This is a genomic window from Alteribacillus sp. YIM 98480 (assembly GCF_009765375.1).
GTDB lineage: Bacteria > Bacillota > Bacilli > Bacillales > Marinococcaceae > Alteribacillus.
Genome location: NZ_VTOK01000020.1, coordinates 56,748 through 69,577 on the forward strand (window position 1 = coordinate 56,748; position 12,830 = coordinate 69,577).

The following is a 12,830-nucleotide window of genomic DNA, read 5'->3' on the forward strand; positions in this document are numbered from 1 at the left end:
GGATTTTAGGGCTTTACTGCTAACAATTACAAAAAGAAGGGGCCTCTTCTCTCATTTATTGATTTGGATTACTATAAAGCCCTTTCATATATATAGTTGTCATATGTTTGATAATTTCCTCGATATCATTAGAGGACTTTTCATCAATTACTTCCCACATAAACATTTCGTTTGTATAAAACCATAACCTCGCTACTAAAGGCGGGGAAAGGCTTGAATCGGCAAGTTCGTGCTCTTGAGCATACATGATGTCTTTTGTAATGTTGGCTGTAAATTGATCACGAATGTCCTGCCATCTTCCCTCTACTTCTTTTGAAACACCAATTGCTTCCTTTATTACCTTCATCAACTCTTTTTTCTTTATAGCAAGTGACAGAAACAATTTAACTTGGTTTGAAACAAGTTCATAAGCTTCGTTTACTGTAGCAGGATAAAACGGAATAGAAGCAATCTTTTTAAATTGTTCCATCGTATCCTCCATTATTTTAATAAGGAAATCTTCTTTATTTTTAAAGTACACGTAAGCTGTACCATGACCTGTTTCTGCCTTATTATTGATAAGTCGAATCGTTGTATTTTGAAAACCATGTTCTAAGAAAACTAACTCTGCTGCTTTCAATAATCTGTTTTTTGTTTCTATGGCTTGCTGCTGCCTACTATTAACCACCAAATCTCTCCCTTATCGTTAATGTATGTCTCATTCCATTATAACTCAAATCTGCCATGAAATTTTATACTTCATTATTTGTTGACAACAAGTCATTGACAAAATGTCAATAAAACTATAACATTACACACATAATATGTTTGACAATTCTACCAATTGAAAATTTTGAGGTGAAATGACAGTGAACCAAAACCATTTATATTCAGAAAATTACGCAAAAGAGTTAGACCAAGAGGATCCTTTAAAATATTATCGAGAGGAATTCTATATAGGAGATGCTATTTATTTGGATGGTAATTCTCTCGGTCTTTTATCAAAAAGGGCAGAAAATTCCCTTATGACCGTTTTGAACTCGTGGAAAAAATACGGGATTGACGGTTGGACCAATGGTGAAAATCCCTGGTTTTATCTTTCCCAGGACTTAGGGAAGAAGCTGGCCCCTTTAGTTGGTGCTCAAGCTGAAGAAGTAATTGTGACAGGGTCAACGACAACCAATATTCATCAGCTAGTGTCTACGTTCTATAAGCCAACGTCTAAAAAGTACAAAATATTAGCTGATAATGCTACCTTCCCATCTGACATTTATGCGTTAAAGAGTCAGCTGCAATTGAAAGGATATAACCCTTCCGAAGCACTGGTACAAGTAGAGAGCCAGGATGATATCCTAGTAGAAGAGCAAATCATCGATCAAATGACACAAAATGTAGCACTCATTTTATTACCAAGCGTGCTTTATAGAAGTGGACAAATTTTAGATATGAAAAGACTAACAGCAGAAGCTCACAAAAGAAATATTATAATCGGCTTTGACTTATGTCACTCCATTGGAGCAATTCCTCATGAGCTTGATAAATGGGACGTTGATTTCGCCATGTGGTGTACCTATAAGCATATAAATGGAGGACCTGGCTCAGTCGGGGCATTGTATGTGAATAAAAAGCACTTTGGCCAGGATCCCGGATTGTCCGGCTGGTTTAGCTCAAAAAAAGATATTCAGTTTGAAATGAAACACGAATTAACGGCAGACGTTGATGCTGGTGCTTTCGAAATTGGCACTCCCCATGTCTTAAGCATGGCACCGCTGATTGGATCTCTTCATATGTTTAATGAAGCTGGCATAACCAGCATTCGCAAAAAGTCACTGGCACTTACAGATTACATGATAGACTTAATCACCTATGAGCTGAAAGAATTTGGTTTCGAGATTGTAACACCGCTTGAACACTCGAAACGAGGCGGACATATTCTTTTAAAACATTCGTACTCAGCAAGCATTTGCAAAGCGCTAAAAAGTGCTCGTATCATCCCTGACTACAGAGAACCTAACTTTATTAGATTAGGACCTGTGGCATTATATAACTCGTTTCATGACATTTGGAAAACGATTCAAACGCTCAAACAAATAATGACAGAAGAAACATATAAAAATTTTGCTAATAAGCGAGACATTATCGCCTAAGGATGGATGGAAATGAAAAAAGGAAAGTGGATAGACATATCCCAGCCGGTTCATGACAATATTGCACATTGGCCCGAGGATATTCCGTTTTCATATGAATTATCGTTCACAAAAAAAGAGACAGGGTCAGTAAACATTGGAAGGATTACTACCAGCCTTCATACAGGCACTCATGTTGATGCACCGTTCCACTTCTCAGACAACGGTGAAAAAATTATAGATCTGGATATTAATCATTTTATTGGACCGTGCCTTGTTGCAGATGTAACTAGTTTAAAAACAATCAATAGAGCAGCCGTGGAAAACCTTCACATCTGTGGAGCCGAGCGCTTATTATTAAAAACCTCCACTGAGTGCAGCCCGAATACTTTTCCTAAAAGTGTTCCCTGTCTTACGGTAGATGCTGTGGATTTCCTAAAAGAAAGTGATATCAAACTACTGGGGGTCGACGTTCCATCCGTTGATCCGTTAGATAGTAAAGAATTACTGGTTCATCACCAATTGTATAAACACAAAATTAATATCCTGGAAAACGTAAAACTAGACCATATTAAGCCAGGTGAATATGAATTGGCCGCTCTTCCGCTTCCTCTAAAAGAAGGAGATGGAAGCCCGGTTCGTGCAGCCCTTAGGGTGCTTTAGTAAACAGTAATGTTGAGGAGTGATTTGATGAAAAATCCAACTAACAACGAAAACAATATTGAAACGAACTTTAAGGAAAAAATGACCTATGGAGAATATTTGCAGCTTGATTCTTTACTCTCAAGCCAGAACAGGTTATCTGGTCACCATGACGAAATGCTCTTTATTGTTATTCATCAGGTAAGTGAACTTTGGATGAAGTTAATACTGCATGAGCTGAATGCTGCAATAGAAGCTATCAAAAAAGATCATTTATCTGTCAGCTTTAAAAAACTGGCTCGCGTATCACAAATTCAATTTCAGATTATACAGGCTTGGGATGTTTTGTCCACGTTAACCCCATCTGAATACCTTGAGTTCAGAGATTCTCTAGGGAGTGCTTCTGGTTTCCAATCTTATCAGTATAGATTAATTGAATTTGCTTTAGGTTATAAATCTGATTTCATTCTAAAAATTTATGAAAAGGACACTGAACTACACCAGAAGTTAGAACAGGCTTATAGAGCACCCAGTCTTTACGATGTTTCTATCTCCGCCTTAAAAAGGGCAGGATTCGACATTTCCGATGATATACTGAAAAGAGACGTTTCTAAAGCTTATACTTTTGATGAGAGTGTACATAAAGCTTGGAAAGAGGTTTATCTAAACACAGAGGATCACTGGGACTTATACCAGCTTGCTGAAAAACTGGTTGACATTGAAGACCGTTTTCAACAATGGCGCTTCCGTCACATGAAAACGGTGGAAAGAATTATAGGTTTTAAAACAGGAACGGGCGGGTCATCAGGTGTTCATTATTTAAAATAGGTTTTAGACCAAAGATTTTTTCCAGAACTATGGGATTTGCGGTCAGAATTGTAGGCAGGGAATTATTAAAAAAGCGATTGAGGAAAGGATGATTAAATGTCTGTTACGAACGTAAAGGAAACCAAGGTAAAACGGCATCGCAAAAAGTTTGAGATGCCGGATGTAGTAGTCATTTTGTTTGGTTTTTTGCTTTTAGCCTTTATTGCTTCGTTTATATTGCCCTCTGGGGCTTATGAGCGAGTGGAAAGAAACGGGGTAACCCAAGTAGATCCTGATACTTTTCAATACATACCAATGGAATCGCTTTCTATCCTAGATATCTTTTCATCCATACAGATAGGACTTGTCAACGCCTCAAGCATTATATTTTTAATTTTAATTGTAGGCGGAACTATTAAAGTGATTGAATCGACAGGGGCCATTAATGCAGGAATCCACTCTTTCATTACAAAATCAAAAGGGAACTATCAATTATTAATTTTTACATTCTGCACTTTGTTTGCCCTTCTTGCCTCTTTAGGGATTGCTCCTAACCTTGCCATCGCTTTTGTTCCGATAGGGCTTTTGTTAGCTCGTTCTTTAAAATTGGATCCCATTGTTGGAGTGGCAATGGTTTTTCTCGGAGCCTATGCAGGTTTTAGCGGAGGGGTATTCGACCCTGTAGTTACTGTCATGGGGCAGACGATCGCAGAACTGCCCCTTTTTTCTGGATACCTATTTCGAATGGCTATATTTGGAGCCTTCTTATCTATTACAATAATATACATTTGCTTATACGCTAAAAAAATAAGAAATAATCCTGCTAAAAGCTTCATGGGAGCAGATTCCTTTTCTGAACATCTCGAAGAAAATGTTTATACGGAAGAGAACACTTTTACGAGCCGTCATATCATTGTTCTCTTATTATTCTTTTTATCTATTGGTGCGTTTGTATACGGTGCATTTGCGTTTGGCTGGTCTATAAATGAGCTTGCGGCAATCTTTCTCATGCTCGGTATAGCCGTTGCTTTCATAATGAAGATCTCTCCAAATGGCTTTGTAAAGAGATTTATGGACGGGGTAAGAGAAGTGGTTTACGGTGCTTTAGTCATAGGAATAGCCGGAGCTATTATTGTCCTGCTTAATGAAGCGCACATTGTAGATACCATAGTACACTTCACTGCTTCTTCGTTAGAGGGTTTTTCACCAAGTGCAGCAATGCTGTTGTTGTATGTTTTTAATTTGATATTTAATGGCTTGATTACATCGGGAACAGGCCAGGCAGCTATTGTTATGCCAATTATGGTTCCTATAGGTGATATGCTGGAAGTGACCCGGCAGTCTGTGTTTATTACCTTTAAATTAGGAGATGCGGTAACCAATATCATTACACCGCTATCCGGTACACTAATGGCGTGTCTGGCAATAGCAAAAGTCTCTTTTATTGACTGGATTAAATTTACTTTCCCGTTATTCCTTCTCTGGCTTGTGATGGGAGCGATATTTATAGGCATTGCCGTTTCAATAAATTATGGTCCATTATAAAATATTTTTTGAAAATTTTATTATTTCGGCACTTTTCTCTTAGTATGCTGCAGGCACTATGTCTAAACTATAAAAAGGGAGTCATCATTATATGAGTAAAAAAGCAGTACTTGATTTTATTGACGACAATAAGCAGCCGATGCTGAATCTCTGGGAAGAAATGGTGAATATTGAAAGCGGTCCCGATCAAAAGAAAGGAACGGATGCCATTTTAATGTGGTTAAAAAACATCCTCGAAGATGAAGGGTTTCATACACGTACAGTTTCGTATGACAAAGCCGGAAATACTCTAATTGCAGAATTTGGTAACCAGACTTTATCAAAGCCAATAGCATTTATTGGTCATGTTGATACAGTTTTCTCTAAAGGATTTTTATCAAATCACCCTTTCCGGCTGGAAGAAGGAAAAGCTTACGGTCCTGGAATACTTGATATGAAAGGGGGAATTGTATCCACAATTTATGTACTAAAAGCATTAAGGTCCATTCATTATGATAAGCATCCTTTAAAGGTTATTATCGTAGGTGATGAGGAGACTGCTCATATTCATTCCACCTGCAAAGAGTTATTAGTTAATGAACTAAAGGGCTGTCTGTGCGCTTTTAATACCGAAACAGGCAATTTAGAAAATCAATTAGCTATTGGAAGATCTGGAGGTGCTGCATACGAACTCGAAGTCGAGGGTGTATCCAGCCATACTGGCATAGACTGGCTAAGTGGAAGAAACGCGATTATAGAACTTTCCCATAAGATGCTAGAGATAGACGCGGCTTCATGCTTTGAAGAGGGTTATACTTTTAATGTTACTATCGTAGAGGGAGGAACCGCAGTAAATACATGCCCTGATTATGCGAAAGCGACTATCGGAGTAAGATACCAGACAAAATCCCAACAAGAAATGACGAATCAAAAATTAAAAGAAATTGCATCACGTTCCTATATCCAGGGAACAAATACAACGTTAACTTACAAAGGCGGATTCGACCCGATGGAAGTAACCGAAGATAACAAAAGCTTGTTTGAAATAATTAGAAAAAGCGCTGAAGAAATTGATATTCAAGAACCCGGCTCGTTTTTCGCACAGGGAAGTTCAGATTCGTCTTATGCGGTTGCAGCCGGTGTGCCAACTGTTTGTTCCCTCGGACCTCAAGGAGAAGGCAACCATACTCCAGATGAATATGCAGTAGTTGATTCTTTATTCACAAGGAGTAAGCTAATTGCCGCTAGTATCCTAAATCTATAAAAAGGCTCACTTAACAGTTTTTAAAAATTTTTCATGAACACCTATATTACGAATCAGGTACAGGTTACGAGTTGTGGATGATAAAAAATGTAAGTAATGCGTTTCAGTTTTCCGAAATGTAAATCATAAACACTGAAAAGGCCTTCAACCACTGGTGGTTGAGGGTCTTTTATTAACGTGGCTGGAGATGTGCCCAAACATTTTTACCTTCAATCTCTCAAAATCCAGCTTTTCTTTTAACCCATATACAACTTAAAAAACGTAAGAATTTTTTCTTTGTAATATTCTATCCAATTGAAAGATGTTTACTCCTCATAACGAGATATAAAAAGTTGACATATATGGAACATAATTTTTATTTTAAAATTTAGTACCAAATCATTCGTATCCTCCATTCGATATTTCTCTCGAAGCTTGCCTGCTAATTTAAACAAAAGTATTCCCGTCGGTTAATTTGGACTATACTCTTTTGTTTTTTAAAGGGAAGTAAAGCAATATACGGTTCCCTTTTAAAAAACGGATGAACAAAAAGCTTTTTCCTTGCCTGTAATGGTAAACACCAACTCGTATGTCTGAAAGCCTCTAACACATAATACAAAAAGAGGAGGGAGGCTTTTTATGGGGACTATCGTATCTTTAGAACCGCATCGTTTAAAAAAAGAATGGGAAGAAGAGAAAAAGCTCTTACAAGAACTCCGGGTTGAAGAAATCAAGTCTACAGCTGAAAATATATTTGTACCGGTATTCAGTCGTTTTCATTTTCCGTATTCTTTCTTAGAAGAAGCCTGTATGGACCTTGCGCTTGAAGCATTTTTATCTGGCGGAAAGTTCAGCAGGTATGTGGAAAACGGCGAGTTAGCGTTTCGTTTTAAAATGCAGGCAGTATTAGCGATCACCAGCATAACAACTGAGTTGTACGAATTCATGAGCGGATGGGTAGAAGAACCAGCTGCTCAAAGGTCTGATCTTAAAGAAATAGTGGAATGCTTTGTGACGTATTGGTGGAAAAGAGGTCTTGAAGCTGGAACAAAAAGACACCTATTACGCCTTTAAGCAGGAATACTTGGCCCGCTCTTTCATATATATGATACAAGCTAGGGAATGAAAAGGAGCGGGCATTGTATGAAAAAATGGCTTGGAATTGCCATTCTATTCATAGTATTAGCTGGAACTGCCTTGTTTATGCAAGAGCGGTTTATGACGAAAGATTCAATGACAAATTGGCATGTTCCATTGTCCGGTAAAGTGATTATTTTAGATCCAGGACATGGTGGCGTGGATGGAGGGTCTTCAAGTAAGGACGGTGTATTGGAAAAGGAGGTCGCTCTTAATATTTCATTAATGCTTCGCGAATATCTTCAGGAAGCCGGCGCGCTAGTGTTTATGACGAGAGAAGGCGATTATGATCTTGCCAGAGAGGGTTTAAAAGGATACAGCAAACGAAAAAAAGAGGATTTAAACAAGCGGGCTGAAATTGTAAATGAGAGCGGTGGTGATGTATTTGTGAGCCTTCATTTAAATGCCGTTCCTTCTTCACGGTGGAATGGTGCTCAAACGTTTTATCATCCGAGAGTTCCTGATAATAAAAAATTAGCCAATCTTATTCAAGAAGAAATGATGAACAATCTGGAAAATTCAAGCAGGACAACAAAGCCTATTAAGGAGTTATTTATTTTAAGACAGGCGGACATACCTGGAGTGCTGGTAGAAGCTGGGTTTTTATCGAATCCTAGTGATGCATCCTATTTAAAAACGGAAGAATACCAAAATAAAGTTGCAATATCTATTTATCGTGGATTGCTGCGTTTTTATGCTGGAGAAGAAATTGATGAATAATAATTGTAAACGTTTGAAAGAGGGGGAGGGAAAACGGTATGCTATACTTAGTATAATTTTAGTGCCAATTAAAGGATGGTGTCCGTTTTGTTAAATGAAGATAAGGTTCTTGATACATTAAAAAACATAAAAGATCCCGATCTCCAAAAAAGTATTGTAGAAACAGGCGGAGTACGGGAAGTGAAAATAAAAAATGATAACGTGAGTTTAAAAATTGCACTAGCCCGTACCGGAACAGCCGAGCAAATGCAATTACAACAGAAAATTGTACAAGCTGTAAAAGAAGCAGGCGCGGAATCCGTTGGATTAAGGTTTGATACACTGGGGGAAGAGGAAGTAAAACAGCATGGGGGCTCCTCACAGTCACAAGAAGAAAAAACTTCACTACTCTCAAAAGAAAATAAGACTGAATTTATTGCCGTGACAAGCGGAAAAGGCGGCGTCGGAAAATCAACAGTTTCTGTAAATATCGCTACAGCAATGGCAAGGGCTGGAAAAAAAGTCGGGATTATAGATGCTGATATTTATGGATTTAGTGTTCCTGATATGATGGGAATAGATCAGCGCCCAACCGTTGAAGGCGAGACAATATATCCAGTAGAGCGCTTTGGAGTAAAAGTAATTTCGATGGGCTTTTTTGTGGAAGATAATGCACCGGTTATTTGGAGAGGGCCGATGCTTGGAAAAATGCTTAATAATTTTTTTAATGAAGTAGAATGGGGCGAACTTGACTACTTAATTCTTGATCTGCCGCCTGGAACAGGAGACGTGGCTCTTGATATTCATACAATGCTGCCAGAATGTAAAGAGCTGATTGTAAGCACCCCTCATGCAACAGCAGCATTTGTTGCTGCACGTGCAGGAGCTATGGCAATAAAGACAAATCATGAGATTCTGGGCGTGATTGAAAATATGGCTTATTTTGAAAGCAAACTTACTGGAGAAAGGGAGTATGTTTTTGGACAAGGAGGCGGAGAACGATTAACCGAAGAACTAAAAACCGAACTTCTTGGGCAAATTCCATTAGGACAACCAGATGTGGATGAAGAAAATTTTGCTCCTTCAGTGTACGATAGGGAACATCCAATCGGAGCAATTTATGCAAATATTGCAGATCGTATTATTGAAAAAATCGGTAAATAAATTCAAAAAAAGCACCAAGAGGAGATTTCTCCTGAGGTGCTTTTTGTATTAACCGCCGCCGCTGCCTCCGCCAGATCCGCTTCCACCGCCGGATTCACTTTCACCCTCGCCTTGACCTTGTTCACTATCTTCTTTTTTCATTTGTTCTTCGGCGATTTTTGCTAGGATTTCACTAATTTTAGCTTTGAAGTGCGGACTTTCAAGCGCTTCTGTCATGATAGTCATGACTTGCTGCCTATATTCTTTTCCTTTTAAAAGCTCTAACGTAGCTTTTTCCATCTCTGGATCTTTCATAACGTCCATCAGCATTGTCTGGTATTCAGGATCTTTCATAAGTCCTTTTAATAATTTTTCGTTTTCTTCTTGCATACTATCCGCTAAAGCTTTGGAAAATTCGGGGTCTTTCATCATCTCCTGCCAGAATGTTTTCCCTTTATCTGAGGTCATCGTGTCTTCAATGGATTTTTTCACCGTTTCCTGTTCGATGACAATGCTTTTCTTCATTTCCTCATCACTTAAAATTTCACGTATAGCACTTTTTCCTTCATCTGTTTTTAATAAATCAACAAGCATCTTTTTTGTTTCCTCATAGTCGGATTGCCCCCCGCCTTGTTCCTCTGCTGCAGCGGCGCATCCTAATAATAGGCAAAAGCAGATAACAGCAGTTAAACCAGCTTTTACATAACGCATAATAATGCGCTCCTTTCTGCATATCCTCTCCCATTAATTGACTGCTTTACTAGCAGTCCGTTGACATATTTAAGCATTTGTTTTATATACAATTCACATTAATAATATGGCTGAGATGTGAAAAAATTATGCACAACAGTAAGCGTGTATAGCTTTTTTTTCATTACATTGGTAAAATCATTACGGTGGCTAATTTAGACAGGTTTTATTGAGGAGCGCGATCTTTTTGAATGCAAGAAAGCTTGTTTACTTATTTTTCTCTACTTTATTGATAGGAGCTTCTAGCGGAGCCGTAGTGGGAGTTCTTTTAGATCTTGAAACATACTTTAGTGGAGGCATATTAAATTTCATATTTGGAGTATTATGGATGTTTGGTATCAGTGCGGCCATAAGTTTGGTGGCACAGATGGGGTATTTTGCCTATTTGACGTTGCACCGATTTGCGCTTGGTTTATTTAAGTCAGTCAAACTGTGGAACTGGGTCCAAATCGTATTGATTTTATTTGTTCTATTTGATTTAATTTACTTGCGTTATGTTGCATTTGCTTCTGAAGAGGAAACGATAGCAGGATATATGGTTATGCCTTTATTGCTTTTCGTTTACTGTATTTTTGTCGCTTTTCGCAAACAACAAGAAACAAACAAAGAAGCATTTGTTCCTGCATTGTTTTTTATGTTTGCAGTCACGACCATAGAGTGGGTCCCTGCCTTAACGGTAGAAACAGTAAATGAAACAAAATGGCTGTGGATTTATCTGACTCCATTGATTACAGCGAATACTTGGCAGCTTCTTATTTTACACCGTTTAACAGGCAGGTCTTTACGGACAAACAAATAAAACCGCAGCATTGTAATCATCAAGCTGTGGTTTTTGGTTATAATAAAAGACCCTTCCAAATGTCGATGTTGTTACAGAAACATACTTCCGATTACACTGATTTACACAGGGAAACTTTTGCGCCCAGAACAGGACGTTCGCGAATGAAACAGAAGTTCCTTTATCTATTGTACAGTTTTTGTATGAAAACAAACATTTTAGAACACAGTCAAATTAGTTTCAATCTTCGAGCTGAAATTGCTTTTCATGGTAGATGGCGGCGGCATGCTCTTGGGCCGCCATGATGGTTTCTAATTATAATTATTTAATTTCCTCAATGCTGGCTTCTGCTTGAGATATGAGTTCTTCTATATCTACAAATGAATAGTTTTCATTGTGTAGCTTATCAATGATAATCGGCAGTGCTTCTCCTGTTTGTTTAGCTGAATCTGAAGCATGGAGTAAGATAACATCTCCAGGCTTTACTTCATTAGTTATATTATTGACGATAGTATCTACACCAGGATTTTCCCAATCTTGTCCCCCTACACTCCAATGGACAACAGAGTATCCAAATCGGTCAACGGTCTCTAATACACTCTTGTTAAAATCTCCATGAGGCGGACGAAAATATTTTACATCCTTTTCTGTTACGTCTTTAATTTTTTTATGGCTTAAATTTAAGTCACTTATTATTTCATTTTCCTCTAGCTGCGGATAATGCTCATACCTGTAACCATGGTTGCCAATTGTATGCCCATCCTTCATCATTTTCTCCACAATATCGGGATGGCGCTCGGCCCATGCTGCAGAGATAAAAAATGCTGCATTTACTTCCTTCTCTTTTAAAACGTCTAATATCGGTAATGCTTTGTCTTCGCCCCAACTAATATTAAATGTTAAAGCAACTTTTTTTTCTTTTATATCTGCTCTGTAAAAAGCGGCTGGTTCTTCATTGGTTGAAAAGACGGGCATGAAAGAATTATTTATTATGAATCCTCCTAATATAATAAATACCCCTGCCAACAGTAGAAATAATAGTTTAAATTTTTGACTGCCAATTATCCATACTTTTCTAGGCACCGTATTCGACTCCCTCCAAAGAATCATCTTTGGCATAAACTTATGCACAAAAGGACAAGATATGAATATAACATTTAATGGAAGCAGGGATTATTATGATGGGTATTCTTATTAATGTTAAAGAAGCGCAAGAAATGGAGTATCTTTTGAAAAGAGAACTTGAAGAGCTGCTTTTAGATTTTGAAGACAGCAGAATCGAGCCGGTTGTAAAACGAGCAATGGAAGAAAAATATCGAATTGTTTTAGGGATATATAGGCGTTTTGCATCTCCTGCTGAATGCAGCAGATATACAAAATCATTTCGAAATCATTATGATAAGCAGAAGGACCATTTATAAAGAAACAAATTTTTTTTTAAACATGGTTGACGCTCACGGAAGAGCGTGTTAAATTATTAAATGCGCCTTTGAGAGAAGAAAGCAATGAGCGCAAAACACAATATTAAATTTATTGTTGACTTAATTCGGCGGACGTGATACTATATAAAAGTCGCCAATTAAAAGAAAAACGAGCGAAGTTGTCCTTTGAAAATTGAATGAAAGTCAAGCGTCTGTTAATTTCTTTATTAATTATGTAAGATACAGCTTGTATCAAACAAACCAATTTATTGGAGAGTTTGATCCTGGCTCAGGACGAACGCTGGCGGCGTGCCTAATACATGCAAGTCGAGCGCGGGAAGCAAGCAGATCCCTTCGGGGTGACGCTTGTGGAACGAGCGGCGGACGGGTGAGTAACACGTGGGCAACCTGCCTTGCAGACTGGGATAACCCCGGGAAACCGGGGCTAATACCGGATAACCAATCAGATCGCATGATGTGATTGTAAAAGTAGGGACTTGTTCCTTACACTGTGAGATGGGCCCGCGGCGCATTAGCTAGTTGGTGAGGTAAGAGCTTACCAAGGCAACGATGCGTAGCCG

Annotated in this window: 13 protein-coding genes and 1 rRNA gene; 11 read left to right on the plus strand and 3 right to left on the minus strand. The window is 38.3% G+C overall.

Features of this window, described 5'->3' with window-relative positions; all coding sequences use genetic code 11:
- Positions 1-55 precede the first annotated feature (55 nt).
- Positions 56-667: a TetR/AcrR family transcriptional regulator gene (locus tag FZF09_RS19995; protein WP_233269576.1), complete on the minus strand. Its 612-nt coding sequence runs from the start codon at positions 665-667 to the stop codon at positions 56-58.
- A 175-nt stretch (positions 668-842) separates the two neighbouring features.
- Here FZF09_RS19995 and kynU point away from each other — a divergent pair, with 175 nt between their 5' ends.
- The 8 genes from kynU to FZF09_RS20035 all read left to right on the plus strand — a co-directional run bounded on the left by kynU (position 843) and on the right by FZF09_RS20035 (position 9,321).
- Positions 843-2,126, plus strand: a complete 1,284-nt coding sequence (gene kynU, locus FZF09_RS20000) for a kynureninase (RefSeq protein WP_158738341.1) — start codon at positions 843-845, stop codon at positions 2,124-2,126.
- A gap of 12 nt (positions 2,127-2,138) precedes the next feature.
- A complete protein-coding gene (gene kynB / locus FZF09_RS20005; RefSeq protein ID WP_158738342.1) occupies positions 2,139-2,768 on the plus strand; it encodes an arylformamidase in 630 nt (209 codons plus the stop codon).
- Positions 2,769-2,795: 27 nt separating this feature from the next.
- The gene (locus FZF09_RS20010; protein ID WP_233269578.1) at positions 2,796-3,575 is read left to right on the plus strand and encodes a tryptophan 2,3-dioxygenase; all 780 of its coding nucleotides are present in this window, start codon (positions 2,796-2,798) and stop codon (positions 3,573-3,575) included.
- 96 nt (positions 3,576-3,671) lie between these two features.
- Positions 3,672-5,099 carry a YfcC family protein gene (locus FZF09_RS20015; protein WP_158738344.1) on the plus strand — a complete coding sequence of 476 codons (1,428 nt, stop codon included), beginning with the start codon at positions 3,672-3,674 and terminating at the stop codon, positions 5,097-5,099.
- A 91-nt stretch (positions 5,100-5,190) separates the two neighbouring features.
- Positions 5,191-6,342 carry a M20 family metallopeptidase gene (locus tag FZF09_RS20020; RefSeq protein ID WP_158738345.1) on the plus strand — a complete coding sequence of 384 codons (1,152 nt, stop codon included), beginning with the start codon at positions 5,191-5,193 and terminating at the stop codon, positions 6,340-6,342.
- A gap of 618 nt (positions 6,343-6,960) precedes the next feature.
- Positions 6,961-7,395, plus strand: a complete 435-nt coding sequence (locus tag FZF09_RS20025; RefSeq protein WP_158738346.1) for a DUF2521 family protein — start codon at positions 6,961-6,963, stop codon at positions 7,393-7,395.
- 69 nt (positions 7,396-7,464) lie between these two features.
- Positions 7,465-8,178: an N-acetylmuramoyl-L-alanine amidase CwlD gene (cwlD, locus tag FZF09_RS20030; RefSeq protein WP_158738347.1), complete on the plus strand. Its 714-nt coding sequence runs from the start codon at positions 7,465-7,467 to the stop codon at positions 8,176-8,178.
- A gap of 87 nt (positions 8,179-8,265) precedes the next feature.
- Positions 8,266-9,321, plus strand: coding sequence for an Mrp/NBP35 family ATP-binding protein (locus FZF09_RS20035; RefSeq protein WP_158738348.1), 1,056 nt, complete (start codon positions 8,266-8,268; stop codon positions 9,319-9,321).
- 48 nt (positions 9,322-9,369) lie between these two features.
- Here the strand turns inward: FZF09_RS20035 and gerD are convergent, their stop codons facing one another.
- Positions 9,370-10,011 (minus strand): spore germination lipoprotein GerD, encoded by a 642-nt coding sequence (gerD, locus tag FZF09_RS20040; protein ID WP_158738349.1) that lies wholly within the window; start codon positions 10,009-10,011, stop codon positions 9,370-9,372.
- 226 nt (positions 10,012-10,237) lie between these two features.
- Between gerD and FZF09_RS20045 the strand changes: the two genes are divergently transcribed.
- On the plus strand, positions 10,238-10,849 hold the full coding sequence (locus tag FZF09_RS20045) for a KinB-signaling pathway activation protein (RefSeq protein ID WP_158738350.1): 612 nt from the start codon (positions 10,238-10,240) through the stop codon (positions 10,847-10,849).
- A 300-nt stretch (positions 10,850-11,149) separates the two neighbouring features.
- Here the strand turns inward: FZF09_RS20045 and pdaB are convergent, their stop codons facing one another.
- Positions 11,150-11,911, minus strand: coding sequence for a polysaccharide deacetylase family sporulation protein PdaB (gene pdaB / locus FZF09_RS20050; protein ID WP_158738351.1), 762 nt, complete (start codon positions 11,909-11,911; stop codon positions 11,150-11,152).
- Positions 11,912-12,006: 95 nt separating this feature from the next.
- On the opposite strand from pdaB, the gene FZF09_RS20055 reads away from it, so the two are divergent.
- Positions 12,007-12,249, plus strand: coding sequence for a hypothetical protein (locus tag FZF09_RS20055; protein WP_158738352.1), 243 nt, complete (start codon positions 12,007-12,009; stop codon positions 12,247-12,249).
- Between the two features lie 266 nt (positions 12,250-12,515).
- Positions 12,516-12,830, plus strand: a 16S ribosomal RNA gene (locus FZF09_RS20060); the annotation flags it as partial.